Annotated in this window: 17 protein-coding genes; 10 read left to right on the forward strand and 7 right to left on the reverse strand. The window is 71.6% G+C overall.

Annotation, left to right across the window (positions count from 1 at the left end):
• The first annotated feature begins 108 nt into the window (after positions 1-108).
• From ACICHK_RS18615 to ACICHK_RS18630, 4 genes are all read left to right on the forward strand, one after another.
• Positions 109-1104, forward strand: coding sequence for an ROK family protein (locus ACICHK_RS18615; protein WP_151469439.1), 996 nt, complete (start codon positions 109-111; stop codon positions 1102-1104).
• Positions 1105-1111: 7 nt separating this feature from the next.
• Entirely contained in the window at positions 1112-2296 is a 1185-nt protein-coding gene (gene nagA / locus ACICHK_RS18620; RefSeq protein WP_406837811.1) for an N-acetylglucosamine-6-phosphate deacetylase, read from the forward strand.
• Positions 2297-2440: 144 nt separating this feature from the next.
• On the forward strand, positions 2441-3370 hold the full coding sequence (locus ACICHK_RS18625) for a 1-phosphofructokinase family hexose kinase (RefSeq protein WP_406837812.1): 930 nt from the start codon (positions 2441-2443) through the stop codon (positions 3368-3370).
• Positions 3371-3447: 77 nt separating this feature from the next.
• Positions 3448-3873, forward strand: a complete 426-nt coding sequence (locus ACICHK_RS18630) for a hypothetical protein (protein ID WP_151469442.1) — start codon at positions 3448-3450, stop codon at positions 3871-3873.
• Positions 3874-3990: 117 nt separating this feature from the next.
• Here ACICHK_RS18630 and ACICHK_RS18635 read toward each other — a convergent pair whose 3' ends face one another.
• Together ACICHK_RS18635 and cdgB are read right to left on the reverse strand one after the other, a co-directional pair.
• On the reverse strand, positions 3991-4938 hold the full coding sequence (locus ACICHK_RS18635) for a CBM35 domain-containing protein (protein WP_406837813.1): 948 nt from the start codon (positions 4936-4938) through the stop codon (positions 3991-3993).
• Positions 4939-5056: 118 nt separating this feature from the next.
• The gene (gene cdgB, locus ACICHK_RS18640) at positions 5057-6760 is read right to left on the reverse strand and encodes a diguanylate cyclase CdgB (protein ID WP_406837814.1); all 1704 of its coding nucleotides are present in this window, start codon (positions 6758-6760) and stop codon (positions 5057-5059) included.
• A 426-nt stretch (positions 6761-7186) separates the two neighbouring features.
• On the opposite strand from cdgB, the gene ACICHK_RS18645 reads away from it, so the two are divergent.
• A complete protein-coding gene (locus ACICHK_RS18645) occupies positions 7187-7750 on the forward strand; it encodes a flavin reductase family protein (protein ID WP_151472658.1) in 564 nt (187 codons plus the stop codon).
• A 35-nt stretch (positions 7751-7785) separates the two neighbouring features.
• Here the strand turns inward: ACICHK_RS18645 and arfB are convergent, their stop codons facing one another.
• Positions 7786-8214, reverse strand: coding sequence for an alternative ribosome rescue aminoacyl-tRNA hydrolase ArfB (arfB, locus tag ACICHK_RS18650; RefSeq protein WP_151472659.1), 429 nt, complete (start codon positions 8212-8214; stop codon positions 7786-7788).
• Between the two features lie 214 nt (positions 8215-8428).
• Between arfB and ACICHK_RS18655 the strand changes: the two genes are divergently transcribed.
• Entirely contained in the window at positions 8429-9004 is a 576-nt protein-coding gene (locus ACICHK_RS18655) for a TerD family protein (protein ID WP_037670126.1), read from the forward strand.
• A gap of 72 nt (positions 9005-9076) precedes the next feature.
• Here ACICHK_RS18655 and ACICHK_RS18660 read toward each other — a convergent pair whose 3' ends face one another.
• Positions 9077-10486, reverse strand: coding sequence for a M1 family metallopeptidase (locus ACICHK_RS18660; protein WP_406837815.1), 1410 nt, complete (start codon positions 10484-10486; stop codon positions 9077-9079).
• 205 nt (positions 10487-10691) lie between these two features.
• Between ACICHK_RS18660 and ACICHK_RS18665 the strand changes: the two genes are divergently transcribed.
• Positions 10692-11192 (forward strand): hypothetical protein, encoded by a 501-nt coding sequence (locus ACICHK_RS18665; protein WP_151472661.1) that lies wholly within the window; start codon positions 10692-10694, stop codon positions 11190-11192.
• 15 nt (positions 11193-11207) lie between these two features.
• Here ACICHK_RS18665 and ACICHK_RS18670 read toward each other — a convergent pair whose 3' ends face one another.
• The gene (locus ACICHK_RS18670) at positions 11208-11930 is read right to left on the reverse strand and encodes a pentapeptide repeat-containing protein (RefSeq protein ID WP_406837816.1); all 723 of its coding nucleotides are present in this window, start codon (positions 11928-11930) and stop codon (positions 11208-11210) included.
• A 147-nt stretch (positions 11931-12077) separates the two neighbouring features.
• On the opposite strand from ACICHK_RS18670, the gene ACICHK_RS18675 reads away from it, so the two are divergent.
• Positions 12078-13058 (forward strand): zinc-binding dehydrogenase, encoded by a 981-nt coding sequence (locus tag ACICHK_RS18675; protein ID WP_406837817.1) that lies wholly within the window; start codon positions 12078-12080, stop codon positions 13056-13058.
• An 80-nt stretch (positions 13059-13138) separates the two neighbouring features.
• Positions 13139-14638, forward strand: a complete 1500-nt coding sequence (locus ACICHK_RS18680; RefSeq protein WP_406837818.1) for an MFS transporter — start codon at positions 13139-13141, stop codon at positions 14636-14638.
• An 8-nt stretch (positions 14639-14646) separates the two neighbouring features.
• Here the strand turns inward: ACICHK_RS18680 and ACICHK_RS18685 are convergent, their stop codons facing one another.
• Both ACICHK_RS18685 and ACICHK_RS18690 read right to left on the reverse strand, forming a co-directional pair.
• A complete protein-coding gene (locus ACICHK_RS18685; protein ID WP_406837819.1) occupies positions 14647-16053 on the reverse strand; it encodes an NAD(P)/FAD-dependent oxidoreductase in 1407 nt (468 codons plus the stop codon).
• Positions 16054-16062: 9 nt separating this feature from the next.
• Positions 16063-16716 (reverse strand): rhomboid-like protein, encoded by a 654-nt coding sequence (locus ACICHK_RS18690; protein WP_406837820.1) that lies wholly within the window; start codon positions 16714-16716, stop codon positions 16063-16065.
• A gap of 140 nt (positions 16717-16856) precedes the next feature.
• Between ACICHK_RS18690 and ACICHK_RS18695 the strand changes: the two genes are divergently transcribed.
• Positions 16857-17336: an N-acetyltransferase family protein gene (locus ACICHK_RS18695; protein WP_406837821.1), complete on the forward strand. Its 480-nt coding sequence runs from the start codon at positions 16857-16859 to the stop codon at positions 17334-17336.
• Positions 17337-17942 lie beyond the last annotated feature (606 nt).

Below are 17942 nucleotides of genomic sequence, written 5' to 3' on the forward strand. Positions count from 1 at the left end.
CGGTGCCCTCCCCGCGCTCCGGACGGCTCGTCCCGGAATACGGGCACCCGGCCTCCGGCATGCGAGTGGACTAGACCTTTCCGGGGTCAAAGGGCGACACTGTCCCCCGTGAGACACGTCATCGCCCTCGATGTGGGCGGCACCGGGATGAAGGCCGCCCTCGTCGGGGTGGACACCGAGCCCTCCCCGGACGGCCCCGACGCGCCGCGGCCGGGGGCCCCCGGGCACCCCGCGCTGCTGCACCAGGCCCGCCGGGCGACCGGCCGTGAGCGCGGACCCGACGCCGTCGTCGAGGACATCCTCGACTTCGCCGCCGAGCTGCGCGCGTACGGCGAGGAGCGCTTCGGGACGAGCGCGCTGGCCGCCGGCGTCGCCGTCCCCGGCATCGTGGACGCGCGGAACGGCGTCGCGGTCTACGCCGCCAACCTCGGCTGGCGCGACGTCCCGCTGCGCCGGCTGCTCGGCGAGCGGCTCGGCGGCGTGCCCGTCGCGCTCGGGCACGACGTGCGCACCGGCGGGCTCGCGGAGGGCCGGATCGGCGCCGGGCGGGGGGCGGACCGTTTCCTGTTCGTGCCGCTGGGCACCGGGATCGCGGGCGCCATCGGCATCGACGGCGGCGTCGAGGAGGGCGCGCACGGCTTCGCGGGCGAGATCGGCCACATCGTCGTACGGCCCGGCGGGGCCCCGTGCCCGTGCGGACAGCGCGGCTGTCTGGAACGGTTCGCCTCCGCGGCGGCCGTCAGCCAGGCCTGGGCCGAGGCGTCCGGGGACCCCGGGGCGGACGCGGCGGACTGCGCCAAGGCCGTCGAGTCGGGCGACCCGAGGGCGCTCGCCGTCTGGCAGGAGGCCGTCGACGCGCTCGCCGACGGCCTGGTCACCGCGCTCACCCTCCTGGACCCGCGCACGCTGATCATCGGTGGCGGGCTCGCCGAGGCCGGGGAAACCTTGTTCACACCCCTGCGGGCCGCGGTCGAGCGACGCGTCACGTTCCAGAAGCTGCCGTCCATCGTCCCCGCGGCCCTCGGGGACACCGCCGGATGCCTCGGTGCCGGGCTCCTCGCCCGGGACCTCCTGAACACCACTTCTACGACTCCCCGGAGGTAACCACCCGATGGCCCCTAGCAAGGTTCTCGCCGGCGCCCGGGTGGTGCTGCCCACCGGGATCGTGCACGACGGCCGCGTGATCATCGACGGTCCGGTGATCTCCGGCGCGGGTGCCCCCGAGACACGGCCGGCCGGAGCCGCCGGGGCGGTCCCCGCGGACACGCCCGTGACCGACCTGTCCGGCCACTGGGTGGTCCCCGGCTTCGTCGACATCCACAACCACGGCGGCGGCGGCGCGTCCTTCACCTCGGGAACGGCCGAGGACGTCCTGCGGGGCATCCACACCCACCGGCTGCACGGCACCACGACCGTGGTCGCCTCCACCGTCACCGGCGACATGCACGGCCTCGCCGAACGCGCCGGGATGCTCTCCGAGCTGGCCGAACAGGGCGACATCGCGGGCATCCACTTCGAGGGCCCGTTCATCTCGCCGTGCCGCAAGGGCGCGCACTCCGAGGAACTGCTGCGCGACCCGGACCCGGCGGACGTCCGCAAGCTCCTCGACGCGGCGCGCGGCCGGGCCAGCATGGTCACGCTCGCCCCCGAACTGCCGGGCGGCCTCGACTCCGTACGCCTGCTCGCCGAGCACGGGGTGATCGCCGCGATCGGGCACACCGACGCGACGTACGAGCAGACGAAGGCGGCCATCGACGCGGGCGCGACCGTGGCGACGCACCTGTTCAACGCGATGCCGGGACTGGGGCACCGGGCGCCGGGCCCCATCGCCGCCCTCCTGGAGGACGAGCGGATCACCGTCGAGCTGATCAACGACGGCACGCATCTGCACCCCGCCTCGCTGGAGCTGGCGTTCCATCACGCCGGTCCCGGCCGGGTCGCGTTCATCACCGACGCGATGGACGCGGCGGGCTTCGGCGACGGCCGCTACATGCTCGGCCCGCTGGAGGTCGAGGTCGCGGACGGCGTCGCCCGGCTGGTGGAGGGCGGTTCGATCGCGGGCTCCACCCTCACCCTCGACCGCGCCTTCCAGCGTGCCGTCACGGTCGACAGGCTGCCGGTCGAGGACGTCGTGGCGGCCATCTCCGCCAACCCCGCCCGTCTGCTGGGCGCGTACGACCGGGTGGGTTCGCTGGAGCCGGGCAAGGCCGCGGATCTCGTGGTCCTCGACGCCGACTTCGCGCTCAAGGGCGTGATGCGCGGGGGAGAATGGGTGGTCGATCCCCAACTGGGGTGATTCACACCTTTGTTGCTTGCGGCGGTTGGCCCGGGGGGACTGGGCCGACCGCCGCTGTGTTTGGCATGATCGAGCCTCCGGAACCACCGGCGGGCGCCCGACCGGCGCCCATGTCACAGAACTCTTCGGGGGAGGTCGTCGCAGGTGATCCTCACGGTCACGCTGAACACCGCTCTCGACATCACCTATCACGTACGGGCCCTGCGCCCGCACGGCACGCACCGGGTGAGCGAGGTGACCGAACGCCCGGGCGGCAAGGGCCTGAACGTGGGACGCGTGCTCGCCGCGCTCGGCCACGAGGTGACGGTCACCGGTTTCACGGGCGGAGCGACCGGCCGCGCCGTGCGGGACCAGCTCGCCGGGACGGCCGGGGTGGTGGACGCGCTCGTCCCGGTGCAGGGCTCGACGCGCCGCACGATAGCCGTCGTCGACACGACGACCGGTGACACGACCCAGCTCAACGAACCGGGACCGGCGATAACCCCCGCCGAGTGGTCGGCCTTCCAGGAGACGTACGAGCGGCTGCTGCGCTCCGCCTCGGCGGTGGCCCTGTGCGGCAGCCTGCCCCCGGGCGTCCCGGTCGGCGCCTACGCCCAGCTCGTCCGCACCGCACGAGCTTCGGCCGTCCCGGTGCTGCTGGACACCAGCGGTGAGCCGCTGCGCCGGGGAGTCGCGGCCCGCCCCGACATCGTCAAGCCGAACGCCGAGGAACTGGCCGAGCTCACCGGCTCCCACGACCCCTCGCAGGCCACCCGCTCGGCCCGCCGACGCGGCGCCCACACCGTCGTGGCCTCCCTGGGCGCCGAGGGGCTGCTCGCGGAGAACGCGGCGGGCCGCTGGCGGGCCGCTCCCCCGCGCCGGGTCCACGGCAACCCGACGGGCGCGGGCGACTCCGCGGTCGCGGGTCTGCTGTCGGGGCTGGTCGAGGACCTGCCGTGGCCTGAGCGGCTGGCACGGGCCGTGGCCCTGTCCGCGGCGACCGTACTGGCCCCGGCCGCGGGCGAGTTCGACCGTGCGGCGTACGAGGCCCTGGCGGGGCAGGTGGCGGTGACGAGCGAGGCGTCGGCGGCGTAGTCACGGCGCCGGTCCGCGCCCGCCGCCGAGGGGAAACACGTTTCGGATGTTTCACGCGATCGATTAATGTCATATGCATGTCATTCTCGAAAACAAAGCTTCGCAGGACCGTTCAGCTCGGCGGCACCGCCCTGGGAGCCCTCGTGCTGACCGTGGCGACCTCCAACGCCGCACAGGCCAACCCCATGCAGGCCGAATGCTCGACCACCGGCGCGTACGGATACGTCTACTCCGACTACTACGGCGCCGACACCCGGCTCGACTTCGACATGACGATCTACGACTCGCTGGCCGACGGCCACCACGTCCGCGCCCGCCTCATCACCAAGGACGTCAACGGCGTCCGCAAGAACTGGCCGTGGCACGCCAACACCAAGGGCTACAACACGAGCGTCGACCTGACCTCGTACGCCGTCAACAGCTCGGGCATCTTCGACTGGGGCGTCCAGGTCGCCAGGTTCGAGGGTGACACGCTGCTGAACTCCTGCACGAACTGGATCTGATCCTCCGGGACGGCCGCGGGCCGGGCGGTCCGACCCGGCACGACGAGCACGACGGGAGGGGCGTCACGACAGCACCACTGTCGTGACGCCCCTCTTCGTTCGTCTACCGGCCGTGGACTAGCTCAACTTCCACCCGGACTCCAGCGAGAGCTGGTCGAAGTTCACGTCGCACTGGTTGCCGTCCGCGCAGGAGATCTGGATCGTGTTCGTGCCCTTGTTGAGCATGATGTTCGCCCAGGTGTTGGTCCAGCCCTTCGCGGCGTCGCCCTCCGCCGCCTTGGCGAAGTTCTTCAGGTTGAGGGGGCGGTCCTGGGACGTGCCGTTGACCGTGAGGGTGGCGTTGGCGTCCTTGCCGGGGACTCCGTAGTTGACGTTCAGCGTGTACTTGCCGGCCTTCTCGATGCCGCTGACGCTCCAGACGATCGACGCGCCGACGTGGTTGAACCCGGTGACGTAGACACCGCCCTCCGCCTTGGCGCCCTGGATGTCGGACGCCGTCGTCACGCCGTCGCCCAGGTTCAGCACCTTCGCGTCGGCCTTGGGGAGCTCCTTGGGCTTGTCGGCGCCCTTCGTCTCCTCCTGGGTCGGGGCCGCGCTCTGGGAGGCCGTCGGGGTCGCGTCCGCCTGGTCGTCGCCCTTGTCGTCGTCCCCGCCGCCCGTCATGGCGATGGCGATGCCGATCACCACCGCGGCGACCACGGCGATCGCGCCGATCAGCAGGCCCTTGGTGTTCGGGCCCCGGCCGCGCCCGCCGCCGCCACCGTGACCGGGCATCGGCGTCCGCGCCGTCTGCGCGCCGCCGGGAACGGTCTCGGGGGCCCCGTAGTGGGCGTTCGGCTGGCCGTAGCCGCCCTGCTGCGGCACCTGGCCGTACGGGGCGGTGGGGGCGGTCTGCTGGCCGTACTTGCGCTCACCGACCGCCCGCACCCGGTTGACCGAGCCCGGGTAGCCGTAGCCACCGCCCCCGGAGGGCGGCGTGGCTCCATTGGCCTGACCGTCGGCGTAGAGGTAGCCGAACGGGTCGTCCTCCTCGGGCGTGCTCGCGCCGTTGTTGCCGGGCGTCATCCCTTGGGTCTCCTCAGCGGTGCGGTTCTGATGCGGTACACGAACTGAAGGGCGAGCCTACCCGGTTTCACTGGACCGAACGGGGGACCTTCACCGCATCGGCGCACCGACCTGCGCTTTATCCCGCGCGCCGGTGCTGTTTGGGACGAGAACGTTTCTCGACGTACATCCGTTCGTCAGCTGATTTCAGCACTTCGTCCGCCGTCATCCCGCAGTGGGCCCACCCGATGCCGAAGCTGGCGCCCACGCGGACGGCCCGTCCGTCGACCCGGATGGGAGGAATGATCGCGTTCCGCAGGCGTACGGCGAGGTCCTGGGCGTCCGCGCGGCCGAGACCGTCGGCGAGCACCACGAACTCGTCACCGCCGAGCCGGGCCACCGTGTCGCCGTCCCGGACCCCGTGGGTGAGGCGGCGGGCGACCTCGATGAGAACCTCGTCACCCGCGTTGTGCCCGAACCGGTCGTTGATCGACTTGAAACCGTCGAGGTCGCAGAAGAGCACCGCGAGCCCCTTGGTGCCGTCGTCCGTCTCGCCCTCCGGGGCGACGGTGTGCACATGGTGGTCGAAGGCCTCGAACGCCTCGGCGTCGGCCCTGAAGTCGAAGCCGTGCCCGTTCCCGTCGTAGGCGGGGTGGCCGTTGTCGTCGTAGTCGTAGTCGCCGGCGAAGTCCGCGTGCCCGTACGCCGCGTCCAGCGAGGCGACCGCGCCGGGCGGCAGGGACTGCGGACGCTGGCAGAGCCGGGCGCCGAGCCGGGAGCGCAGCTCGGCGGAGTTGGGCAGGCCGGTGAGGGCGTCGTGCGAGGCGCGGTGCGCGAGCTGGAGCTCACGGCGCTTGCGGTCCTCTATGTCCTCGACGTGGGTGAGCAGGAAGCGGGGGCCGTCGGCTGCGTCCGCGACGACGGAGTTGCGCAGGTGGACCCAGACGTAGGTGCCGTCTCGGCGCCCGAGCCTGAGCTCGGCCCGGCCGCCCTCGGCGGAGGTCCGCAGCAGGGTGCCGATGTCCTCGGGGTGCACGAGGTCGGAGAAGGAGTAGCGGCGCATCGCGGAGGCGGGCCGGCCGAGGAGCCGGCACAGGGCGTCGTTGGTGCGCAGGATGCGGCCGTGCTGGTCGCCGCCCATCTCGGCGATCGCCATGCCGGAGGGGGCGTACTCGAAGGCCTGCCGGAAGGATTCCTCACTGGCGCGCAGGGCCTGCTGCTCGCGCTCGAGGCGGACCAGGGCGCGCTGCATATTGGCACGTAGACGCGCGTTGCTGATCGCGATGGCGGCCTGGAAGGCGTACATCTGCAGGGCTTCACGGCCCCAGGCGCCCGGCCTGCGGCCGTTGCGCGGCCGGTCGACCGACAGCACGCCGATCAGCTCGCCGCGGCCGCCGGCGCCGGAGACGTTCGGGGTGTACATCGGCGCGAAGAGGCGGTCGGAGGGGTGCCACTCGTCCTCGAAGCGGGGCGCGGGGCCGTCGGTGTACCACTGCGGTACGTCGTCCTCGTCGAGGACCCAGCCCTCGGTGTGCGGTATGAACCGCAGGTCGCCCCAGGCCTCGCCCATGGTGAGCCGACGGTCCCAGGAGGCGCGGGAGCCGACGCGGCCGGTGATGAGGGCCTCGGCTGCGGGATTGCCGGCGAGAGCGGCGGCGACGAGGTCGCCGTCGGGGCGCACGAGGTTGACGCACGCCAGCTCGTAGCCGAGCCCGGTGACCACGCCGTCGGCGACGGTCTGCAGCGTGTCGGCCAGGCTGCGGGCGGTGTTCATGTCCGCCATCACCTGGTGCAGCTGCCGCAGGGTCGCAAGACGGACATAGGGCTCCGACTCGGTCTCCATTCGCCCTCCCCTCGAGACCTCGCAGCAACTCCAGGGTTCTCTCGGCGTACTGGGTGCTTTCGGTTCCGTGCTGACTGCTCGGCGCTCCTCGTGGACCCCTTCACGCCGTATTGCTTGGTAGCTTCCCCCGTGTAACGCCTCCGCCACTGAATCACAGCGCGCTCCCCACTCGGTACACAGGGTCAACAAAATATGGCTCCTGTGACTCAAGTCACAGGGAAACCTGAACAATGGAGTGGAGTTTCTGCATTTCAGTATGCGTTTGCCGAACGCATTATTCGACGGCTGTGAGGAACCTGTGCACTTCTGTGACCGTCGGGCGAGTACGGACGAGGGTACGGCCGCCCCTCTCCGCCCCCGGACCTAGGTCCCGGTTCGGGCCGAGGTCCGATGTGACACCCCCGGGGCGGAGATTAGCGTTTCGGCATGCTCACGACTTCCAGCGCTCTTCCCGTCACCTCGTCCGTGCATGCTGAGGGGGTGAGCAACGACGAGTTCCGCGCCGCCATGACCCGGCTGGCCGCGGGCGTGGTCCTGGTGACCGCGCACGAGCCCGCGCTGGCCCCGGACGGGCCGCGCGGCGAGGACGTCGGCATGACCGCGACGTCGTTCGTGTCCGTCTCCCTGAACCCGCCGCTCGTCCTGGTCAGCCTGCGCGAGGGGTCCCGGATGGACGACCTGCTCGACGAGCAGCCGCTGTGGGGCGTCTCCGTGCTCGCGGAGAGCCAGCGCCACATCGCCGGCCGCTTCTCCATGAAGGGCCGCATCAGCGACCGGCTCCTCTTCGAGGACATCCCCTGCGCCCGCGGCGAGGCGTCCGGAGCGCTCCTGGTGGGCGGCGCCCTGGCCACCCTGGAGTGCAGCACCGAGCAGCGGATCCCCGCCGGGGACCACACCCTCGTCATCGGCCGCGTCCTGACGGCCCGGGTGCCGAGCGCGGACGGCGGGCCCCTGACGTACTTCAAGGGCCGCTACCGGCAGCTGGGCTGAGGCGGCCGGGGGCAGGCCGGGGTCAGGCCGCGGGGTCAGCCCCAGTCGCGGCCCGTGCGGCCGCGCTTGGTCTCGGAGCGGGCCTTCTTCTCGCGCAGCCGGCGTTCGTTGATGCCCCGGGGGATGCGGGTGGGGCGGCGCGGCCGGGGCGGGGGCGCGGTGGCCTCGGCGAGGAGGGAGGCCAGCCGCACGGCCGCCGTCTCGCGGTTGCGCCACTGGGAGCGATGCTCGGAGGACCGGACGCTGACGACCCCGTCGACGAGCCGCCCCGCCAGTTTCTCCAGGGCGCGCTCCTTCCACACGGGCGGCAGCGCCTCGGTGTTCGCGAGGTCGAAGCGGAGTTCGACCTGCGAGTCGCTGGTGTTCACGTGCTGCCCGCCCGGACCGCCGGAGCGCGAGAAACGCCACATGAGCTCGGCCTCGGGCAGGGAGACGGAGCCACGGATGACATAGGGACCGGACATGTGTTCATGGTCGCGTGCACGACCGGTTCGCGTCACCCGTTTTTCGGCGCCCGTCGGGGTGAAGTCGGCGCCCGTCGGGGTGAAGGAGGGGAGTCCGGGTAAAAAAGGTAAAGACCGGCGGAACCTCGGGTACCCCCCTTGGCGTTCATAGGGGTGACGGTAGCTTCGTCACCGGTACGAAGCCCGTACGTCACGAGGGAAGGGACTCCCAACAATGGCTGTAAGCCTGTCCAAGGGTGGCAACGTCTCGCTCACCAAGGAGGCTCCGGGCCTGACCGCCGTCACCGTGGGCCTCGGCTGGGACGTCCGCACCACCACGGGCACCGACTTCGACCTCGACGCCTCGGCCATCGCGGTGAACACCCAGGGCAAGGTGTACTCGGACGCCCACTTCGTGTTCTTCAACAACAAGCAGACCCCGGACAACACCATCGTCCACACCGGTGACAACCGCACGGGTGAGGGCGCCGGCGACGACGAGGCCATCAACGTCAACCTGGCGGGTCTCCCGGCCGACATCGACAAGATCGTCTTCCCGGTCTCCATCTACGACGCGGAGAACCGCTCGCAGAACTTCGGCCAGGTCCGCAACGCCTACATCCGCATCATCAACCAGGCCGGCGGCGCCGAGATCGCCCGCTACGACCTCTCCGAGGACGCGGCCACCGAGACCGCCATGGTCTTCGGCGAGCTCTACCGCAACGGCGCGGAGTGGAAGTTCCGCGCGGTCGGCCAGGGCTACGCCTCGGGCCTGGTGGGCATCGCGCAGGACTTCGGCGTCAACGTCTGACGGACCCGCGCGCACGCATGACGAGAAGAGCCCCCGGACTTCGGTTCACCGGGGGCTCCTCTCGTGCGCGGCTCACGGGTGGGCCGGTCTGCCCTTCCCGTACAGCCAGTCCTTCCAGATCCCGCTGAAGTCCTTGTCCGGCGCGGCCTTCTCGACGTACGCGGTGAAGTCGGCCGTGTCCGCGTTCGCGTGGCGGCGGGCGGCGGTCCAGCCCTGGACGATGTCGTAGAAGGTGTCGTCGCCCACCAGTTGACGGATCTTGTGGACGACCATCGCGCCGCGGTAGTAGACGGGCGGGTCGGAGATCTGCGCGGCACCGGGCGGGTCCGCGGGCGGGAAGGCCCAGATCTCGTCGCTGTCGACGGGTTCGTAGTAGTCGCCCCTGTAGAGGGAGTTGAAGATCTTCTCGGCCGAGTCGCCGCCGTGGTCCTCCTTCCACAGCCACTCCGCGTAGGTGGCGAAGCCCTCGTTGAGCCACATGTCCCGCCAGGACTTCGGGGTGACCGAGTCGCCGAACCACTGGTGGGCGAGTTCGTGGACCAGGGTCGCGGTACCGGGAGCGCCGGGGAAGACGGGGCGGGTCTGGGTCTCCAGTGCGTAGCCCGCGTCGTCGGGACGGTCCACGATCGCCCCGGTGGAGGAGAAGGGGTACGGGCCGAAGTTGTACTCCTCCCAGTCCATGACCTCGGGGATCTTCCCCAGCACCTTCTTGCTCGCCCGCTTCTGGGTCGGGTCCACCGCCACGTAGACCGGGAGCCCGTGCCCGGCCGTCGAGCGGGTGATGTCGTACGTGCCGATCGCGAGCGTCGCCACATAGCTCGCCATCGGCTGGGCGGTGTGCCAGACGTACGTCGTACGGCCGTTTCTGGTCGACTCGCTCGTCAACTCACCGTTGGAGACGGCCTGGAGGCCCTTCGGCACGGTGATCCTGACGTCGTACGACGCCTTGTCGGAGGGATGGTGGTCGCCGGGGAACCAGGCCATCGACCCCGTGGGCTCCCCGAGGCCCAGGGCGCCGTCGGCCGTGCGCAGCCAGCCCTCCTCCGAGCCGTCGGCGTCGGTGATCGTCCGGGGGGTGCCGGAGTAGCGGACGGTCGCGCTGAACGTCTCCCCCTTGTCGAGGTCGTCGTGCGGGCGCACGGTCAGTTCCTGGCCCGCCCGGCTCCAGCCGGCGTCGCGGCCCTCGACGGTGACGTCGGTGACGTGCAGTCCCAGCAGATCGAGGCGGAAGGCGCTGAGGTCCTGCAGGGCCCGCGCGGTGATCTCGGCCGTCCCCGTCAGCCGCTTGTCCCGGGGGTCGTAGGACAGGGTGAGTCCGTAGTGGGTGACGTCGTACCCGCCGTTGCCCATCTTCGGGAAGTAGGGGTCGCCGACACCGGCCGCGCCGGGTTTCCCGTGCACGTCGTCCCCGCCGCAGGCGGTGAGCCCGGCGACCAGCGCGAGGGCCAGGGCAAAGGGGACGGTGACGGAAGATCGGGGCACATCCGCGATCCTAGGCCGCCGCTCCCCCGCCCGCGGGGCCGCGGTGGCCACCCGCGGGCCCGAAGCCCCTGGTACGGCCGGAAACCGCCGCCCCGGCGCCGTCGGCACGGCCGGAAACCGCCGCCGCGGTGCCCTCCGCCCGGCCCGGAGCCGCCTCACGCGGCCGGCCGGGAGGCGGACGCCCCCGGCGTGACACCATCACCTCGTGCTCGACATCGGCTACGCCCTCTCCAACCGCTTCCCCGACCCCCCGCAGACCGACTACCGCCGCGCGGACGTCCGCTCGCTGCGGCACGACCTGTTCTGCGGCGACGTCTACCTCGCCGACACGAAGACGGACCGCGAGGTGTCCACGGGCTGGGGCTGGGTGCCGGTGCTCGACTTCGCGTGGGCGCTGTGCGACATCGTCGAGCAGCTCGACCGCGATCCGCTCGGCAGCCGGGCCTCCCGCCCCCAGCAGGCGGAGCTCGACTTCACCGAGTCGACCGACCGCATGCTCTTCGAGCGCCGCTTCGGCTGGGTGGACATCGAGGCCGACTGGATGCCGGGCGACGAGGAGCCGCTGACCTTCTCCCACACCGAGCTGCGCCGCGAGGCCCGCGACTTCCTGCACGACCTGCTCGCGGACCTCACCGACCTGCACGAGGACCTCGCCGAGAACCCGGCGGTCTGGACGCTCCAGGCCCGCTTCCCCCGCGTCTCCTGAGGAGGCGGGCGGGGCTCAGGCCCCTTCCGCGCCGCCGTCCACCCGTATCCCCAGCGCGGCCGCCAGCACCGGTGCCAGGTCCAGGAGCTGGTGGGTGCTGACGACCGCGCCCGCGAGCCGCTCCACGCCCCGGGCGATGTCCAGCTCCGCCGCCGCGCGCAGGTCCACGTCCACGAGGGCGGCCCCGGTGAGGTCCGCTCCCTTCAGGACGCAGTCCACGAACTCCACCCGCTCCAGGCGGGCGCCCCCGAAGTCCGGTTCGACCAGGACACAGCCCTCGAAGACGACGTCCTTGAGTCTCGCCTCGCGCAGATTCAGATAGTCGATCTTCCCGCCGCGCACGACCACCCGCTCCAGGACGGAACCGTGCAGCCGCGTCCCGCCGAGACGGGCGTCGACCAGCTCGACGTCGCGCAGCGTCGACTCGGCCAGGTCGGTGCCGACCCCCCGGACGCCGGTGAGGACCGAGTCCAGCACGCGCGCGCGGTGCAGCCGGGTCTCGTCCAGCGCGCAGCCCGTCAGCGCGCAGTCCATGAAGCGGGCTCCCCCGCCGTCCTGCCCGGCGAGGTCCGCTTCCCGGAACTCCAGGCCGTCGTAGTCACCGTCCGGCTCCAGCTCCGCGCCGTCGTACGGCTCCAGCGGGGGCAGCCGCAGCTCCGGCCGCCGCGCCGCCCTCACCCCGGCCCCCGGCGCCTTCGCACCCGTCCCGACGCGCCCGCCCGCCACTCTCCTCGCCATGCCCCCATCCTGCCCGCCCCCACTGACACCCGGCACCGGCCCCGTGCGTCCGGGAGCGTCTTGACCTCAAGCGCGCTTGAGGTCGAAGAGTGGATGTTCCACCGGCCTCGCCGTCCCTGCCGGTCCCACCGACCCCGAGGAGCCCCGATGTACGCGATCCGTCTGCACGCCTTCGGTCCCGCCGGGAATCTCGTCCACGAGCGGACCGAGGACCCCGAGCCGGGCCCCGGCCAGGTCCGGATCGCCGTGGCCGCCGCGGGCGTCCACCTCCTGGACACCGCCCTGCGCGAGGGCATGACGGGCGGCCCGGTGCCCCCGCCCGTCCTGCCGACCGTCCCCGGCCGCGAGGTCGCCGGGACCGTCGAGTCCCTCGGCGAGGGCGTCGCCGGGCCCTGGCTCGGCAGGCGCGTCGTCGCCCACCTCGGTTTCGCCCCCGGGGGCTACGCCGAACTGGCCGTCACGGACGTCGAGCGCCTCCACGAGATCCCCGGGAACCTCGACTTCGCCCAGGCCGTCGCCATGATCGGGTCGGGCCGCACGGCCATGGGGATCGTGCAGTTCGCCGAGTTCGGCCCCTCCTCCGTGGTCGTCGTCCCCGCGGCCGCGGGAGGCATCGGCACGCTCCTCGTGCAGTACGCGCGCAACGCGGGCGCGACCGTGGTGGGCCTGGCGGGCGGCCCGGAGAAGGTGGCGCGGGCCCGTGCGAACGGCGCTGATCCGGCCGTCGACTACACCGATCCCGGCTGGCCGGAGAAGGTCCGCGCGCACCTCGGCGGCCGGGCGGCGACGGTCGTGCTCGACGGCGTCGGCGGCAACGTGGCCCGGGAGGCCGTCGCACTGCTCGGCCCCGGCGGCCGGCACGTCGTCTTCGGCTGGTCCGGGGCGGGCGTGCGCGACGGCTCCCCGTACCTCGTGGAAGGGGTGTCCGAGCAGGTGCTCGGCCCCGTGATGATGCGCAGGGCGGGCGGACCCGACCCCGTGCGGACCCTGGAACTGCGGGCCCTGACCGAGGCGGCGGCCGGCTGGCTCGTCCCGGCCGTGACCCGTTTCCCCCTCGCCGAGGCGGCCTCGGCGCACCGGGCCCTGGAGGACAGGGCCACGATCGGGAAGGTGGTGCTGGAACCATGACCACGCGCCGGCGGAACGCGCCCCACGAGGCGGAATCGCCCGAAGATGCGACCCGTTCCGTTCCATGGTCTTCTGGGCGAATGAGTGTCACCCGGACAGGTGAACCCGACGCGCCGGTGGGTCCCGATCCGCATCGCTGGTGGGCGCTGGTGGTCATCGCGCTCGCCCAGCTGATGGTGGTGCTGGACGCGACGATCGTGAACATCGCGCTCCCGTCCGCTCAGCGGGACCTCGGCATGTCGGACGGCAACCGGCAGTGGGTCATCACGGCCTACACGCTGGCCTTCGGCGGCCTGCTGCTGCTCGGCGGCCGCGTCGCCGACCTCGTCGGGCGCAAACGCACCTTCGTCATCGGCCTGATCGGCTTCGCGGTGGCGTCGGGCCTCGGCGGCGCGGCCACCACGTCCGGCATGCTGTTCGGCGCCCGCGCCCTCCAGGGCGCCTTCGCCGCCCTGCTCGCGCCCTCGGCGCTGTCCCTGCTGACCACGACCTTCACCGATCCCAAGGAGCGCGGCAAGGCGTTCGGCATCTACGGCGCGCTGGCGGGCTCGGGCGCGGCGATCGGCTTCATCGTGGGCGGCCTGCTGACGGAGTACCTGAACTGGCGCTGGTGCCTGTACGTCAACATCCCCATCGCCGTCATCGCGGTCTTCGGCGCGTTCGGACTCCTGCGGGACCGTCCCGGCCACAAGAACGTCCGGCTGGACGTGCCGGGCGCGGTGCTGGGCTGCGGCGGGCTGGTGGCGATCGTCTACGGGTTCAGCGAGGCGGAGTCGCGCGGCTGGTCGGACCCGCTGGTGCTGGGCCTCCTCGCGGGCGGGGTGGCGCTGCTGGTGGTGTTCGTGTGGTGGCAGAACAGGGCGCCGAGCCCGCTCCTGCCGCTGCACATCGTCAAGGACCGCAACCGCGCCGGCTGCTTCCTGACGATGGGGCTCGCCGTCATCGGCATGTTCGGCGTGTTCCTGTTCATGACCTACTACCTCCAGGTCGTCCTCAGGTACTCGCCGCTGAAGACGGGGCTCGCCTTCCTGCCGCTGACCGTCGCCATCATCATCGGTTCGACGCAGATCTCGGCGCGGCTGCTGCCCCGCGTGGCCCCGCGCGTGCTGATGGTCCCGGGCATGGTCCTGGCCGCCGGCGGCATGCTGTTCTTCACCCAGCTCACCGTGGACTCCGACTACGCGGGCGAGCTGCTGCCCGGTCTGCTCCTGCTGGGCCTCGGCATGGGCCTGACCTTCATGCCGGTCTTCGCCACCGCCACCGCGGGGGTCGCCCCGCAGGACGCGGGCGTGACCTCGGCGACGGTCAACACCTCGCAGCAGGTCGGCGGTTCGATCGGCACGGCGCTGCTGAACACCATCGCCACCACCAGCAGCGCCGCCTACATCACCGCGCACCTCCGCGATCCCGCGCAGAAGGCGCTGGTCGTCCGCGAGGGCACGGTCCACGGCTACACCGTGGCCATCTGGTGGGCCGCGGGGATCATGCTCCTGGCCGGCCTGGTGGCGGGCCTCATGGTGACGGCCAAGGCACCCAAGCACGCGCCGACGGGTTCGGCGGTCCCGGAGTCGGTGGGCTGACGCCGGGGTCAGTGGCGGCCCGCGACCCGGTCGGCGATCCGGGCCAGCCGGGACGACTCCGGGCTGTGGGTGGCCGTCTCGCGGCGGTCGGCCGTGCGGTAGGTCGCGTACATGCCGTGGACGCCGATCCAGCGGAAGGGCTCCGGTTCCCACTTGCGGACCTCGTGTCCGACCCAGGGCAGGGCGGTCAGCCCGGTCGCGCCCGCTTCTCCGGAGTCCTGGCGGACGAGGTCGCGCAGGGTCCGGGCGGCGAGGTTCGTGGTGGCGACGCCGGAGCCGACGTAGCCGCCGGCCCAGCCGAGCCCCGTGGAGCGGTCCAGGGTCACGGTGGCGCACCAGTCGCGCGGGACGCCGAGGACGCCCGACCAGGCGTGGGCGATCCGGACGCCGGTCAGCGACGGGAAGAGCCGGACGAGGATCTCGTACAGGGCGTCGACGGTGGACTGCTGGGTGCGGCCGTCGTTGTCGGTGCGCGAGCCGAAGCGGTACGGGACCCCGCGGCCGCCGAGCGCGATGCGGCCGTCGGCGGTGCGCTGGGCGTACATGTACGCGTGGGCCATGTCGCCGAGCGTCTCGCGGCCCTCCCAGCCGATCTCCGCCCACTGGCCGTCCGTCAGCGGCTCCGTCGCGATCATGGAGGAGTTCATCGGCAGCCAGGTCCGCCGCTGGCCCTTGATGTTCGCGGTGAAGCCCTCGGTGCAGCGCAGGACGTAGGGGGCGCGGACGGTGCCGTACGGGGTCACCGCGTGCCGGGGCCGGATCTCGGTCACCGGCGTCTGCTCGTGGATCGTGACGCCGAGCGCCTCGACGGTTGCGGCAAGGCCCTTGACCAGCTTCACCGGGTGCAGCCGGGCCCCGTGCGGGGTCCACGTCGAGCCCACCGCGTCCGCGACCCGGATCCGCTCGGCGGTCTCCTTCGCGCCGTACAACTCGCGGTCCTCCTCGCCGTACGACAGCTCGTGTGCGTGGAAGGCCTTGAGCCGCGCCAGCTGGGCGGGCGTGTACGCCACCTCCAGGACGCCGCCCCGGTGGATGTCGGCCTCGATCCCCTCCTCGGCGGCCACCCGGACGACCTCGTCCACGGTGTCGTTCATGGCCCGCTGGAGGCGCCCGGCCGCCTCCTTGCCGTGCAGCCGCGCGTACCGGTCGCGGCCCGCGATGCCGTTGTAGAGCCAGCCCCCGTTGCGCCCCGAGGCGCCGTAGCCGCAGAACTTCTGCTCCAGGACGGTGACGCGCAGGGAGGGGTCCGCCTTCTTCAGGTAGTACGCGGTCCACAGTCCCGTGTAACCGCCGCCGACCACGACGACGTCGGCGGTCGCGTCCCCAGGCAGCGGCTCCCGGGGCGCGGGCAGGCCGTCGTCCGCGTACCAGAAGGAGACGCCACCGTTCACGACATTGCCCGCCGAGCTGCTCATAGCCGGACGTTAACTCCGGAAAGTGCCGGTTGTCTCCTTCGGATTCCATGCTTTTCCGCGCCCCCGGGTCAACGGATAACAGGCCAGACCGAGGAGAACGGAGGTGAAATGCCCGAGATCGGTGAAGGTCCGCCCGGTCACGAAGGGAATCCCGTACACCGCCAGGACGGCCACCAGATACAGATAGCGCCAGGGCGCCGCGATCCGGTAGGTGAGCACGCCGACCACTCCCGCCAGCGCGTAGCTCACCCCGACGTCGAGGGTGTCGACCGCGGAGTGCGGTGCCATGCCGCGCTTGATCGCCCAGAGCAGCGCACCCTCGCTGACCAGCGTCGACAGGACGTGCGCGGTCGCGTTGACCGCGAGCCAGCGGGCCGTTCCCAGCCAGCGTTCGACCGGCGCCTGGAAGGCGGTGTAGAGGACGGCGTACGGGATCCAGTGCCCGCCGTCGATCCACATCGCGCTCGCGAACAGCACCCGCACCGGATTGTTCGACAGTTCGTGGATGTTCGTCGAGCGCTGCCGCAGGAAGTCCTCTTCGAAATCCGGGGACATGTGGTGCAGGGCCACGGTGGTGACGAAGAGAATCGTCAGCCAGATGTACGTGCCCGGCGCGCCGCGCACATACGTCCACACCCTGTGGAAGAACCGCTCACCGCGCATGACCCGCCTCATCCATGCCGGTAGTGTCCCTTATACGCGATCGGCATTCCGGACGATCCGCCCGCGCCGGGGAGCTTCCGGCACGACGGCGGCCCGGGCCCGGCCGTACGGGCGGCCGCGCGGCCCCCTAGTCTCGGCGCATGATCCGTATCGCGACCCCCGACGACGTCCCCGTCATCCACTCCCTGGTCCGTGAACTCGCCGAGTACGAGAAAGCCCTGGAGGAGGCGCGGGCGACACCGGAACAGCTGCACGAGGCGCTGTTCGGGGAGAACCCGGCCGCGTACGCGCACATCGCGCAGGACGACACCACGGGCGAACCAGTCGGCTTCTCGGTGTGGTTCCTGAACTTCTCGACCTGGCGCGGCGTCCACGGCATCTACCTGGAGGACCTGTACGTACGCCCCTCGGCGCGCGGCGGCGGCCACGGCAGGGCGCTGCTCACGGAACTCGCGCGGATCTGCGTCGAGCGCGGCTACCAGCGCCTGGAGTGGTCCGTCCTGAACTGGAACAAGCCCGCGATCGGCTTCTACGAGTCGCTCGGCGCGCGCCCGCAGGACGAGTGGACGGTGTACCGGCTGACGGACGGGGCGCTGGAGTCCCTCGGGAAGCGCGGCTGAGGCTCGAAGGCCCGGCTCGGACACCGTCCGAACCGGGCCTTCGAGCCGAGTCCCCTGCCGGATGCGAACCGACGACCCACGCATCACGAGTCGTCGAATCTTGGTCCGAGGGTTTCAAAGCGCGTCCGCAGGGTTGCCCAAATCATTGCCCAGAGATATCTCCGGGCACGAGTGGAGACCGCGGACACCGATGGATTGGCGCAAGGACTAGACCGCAACCGGGACCACTGTCTCCTGAAGAGCACAGCAAGAAGGGGCACGCGAGTTTTCCCAATGTCGCCCACTCCACCCGCGACTCACCCGCTTCAGGTCACTCGCGACCGAGGGGATCCATCGCATTCAAAATCGAACCGAGAACGTCACGCCCGCCCGAATACCCAAGGGCCACAGTTGAATATTTTGCCGGTCGACTTTTCCCCCAAGCATGCCCTGACAGTCACTTGGTGCCCCTCAGGAACGTTCCAGCTCGCATCGCCGCTGGTTCCGCTTCCGCCCGAGGCCCAGAAGAGCTTGTCGTACTGGTTGGCCGACTGGAAAGGTTCGGCGTCCGCCTCCAGGACGGCTGAATGCCCGTCAGCACAGGTGTCTTCAATCTCGAAGACGTCC

Source organism: Streptomyces sp. AHU1, assembly GCF_045343905.1.
In the GTDB taxonomy this organism is placed as follows: domain Bacteria; phylum Actinomycetota; class Actinomycetes; order Streptomycetales; family Streptomycetaceae; genus Streptomyces; species Streptomyces triticiradicis.

What these genes read in the sequence shown, in the direction of transcription:
- nagA (WP_406837811.1), top strand. Translation starts at nt 1,112, where the DNA reads ATGGCCCCTAGCAAGGTTCTCGCCGGCGCCCGGGTGGTGCTGCCCACC.
- ACICHK_RS18630 (WP_151469442.1), top strand. Translation starts at nt 3,448, where the DNA reads ATGTCATTCTCGAAAACAAAGCTTCGCAGGACCGTTCAGCTCGGCGGC.
- ACICHK_RS18635 (WP_406837813.1), bottom strand. Translation starts at nt 4,938, where the DNA reads ATGACGCCCGGCAACAACGGCGCGAGCACGCCCGAGGAGGACGACCCG.
- cdgB (WP_406837814.1), bottom strand. Translation starts at nt 6,760, where the DNA reads ATGGAGACCGAGTCGGAGCCCTATGTCCGTCTTGCGACCCTGCGGCAG.
- ACICHK_RS18645 (WP_151472658.1), top strand. Translation starts at nt 7,187, where the DNA reads ATGCTCACGACTTCCAGCGCTCTTCCCGTCACCTCGTCCGTGCATGCT.
- arfB (WP_151472659.1), bottom strand. Translation starts at nt 8,214, where the DNA reads ATGTCCGGTCCCTATGTCATCCGTGGCTCCGTCTCCCTGCCCGAGGCC.
- ACICHK_RS18655 (WP_037670126.1), top strand. Translation starts at nt 8,429, where the DNA reads ATGGCTGTAAGCCTGTCCAAGGGTGGCAACGTCTCGCTCACCAAGGAG.
- ACICHK_RS18670 (WP_406837816.1), bottom strand. Translation starts at nt 11,930, where the DNA reads ATGGCGAGGAGAGTGGCGGGCGGGCGCGTCGGGACGGGTGCGAAGGCG.
- ACICHK_RS18675 (WP_406837817.1), top strand. Translation starts at nt 12,078, where the DNA reads ATGTACGCGATCCGTCTGCACGCCTTCGGTCCCGCCGGGAATCTCGTC.
- ACICHK_RS18680 (WP_406837818.1), top strand. Translation starts at nt 13,139, where the DNA reads ATGAGTGTCACCCGGACAGGTGAACCCGACGCGCCGGTGGGTCCCGAT.
- ACICHK_RS18685 (WP_406837819.1), bottom strand. Translation starts at nt 16,053, where the DNA reads ATGAGCAGCTCGGCGGGCAATGTCGTGAACGGTGGCGTCTCCTTCTGG.
- ACICHK_RS18690 (WP_406837820.1), bottom strand. Translation starts at nt 16,716, where the DNA reads ATGCGCGGTGAGCGGTTCTTCCACAGGGTGTGGACGTATGTGCGCGGC.
- ACICHK_RS18695 (WP_406837821.1), top strand. Translation starts at nt 16,857, where the DNA reads ATGATCCGTATCGCGACCCCCGACGACGTCCCCGTCATCCACTCCCTG.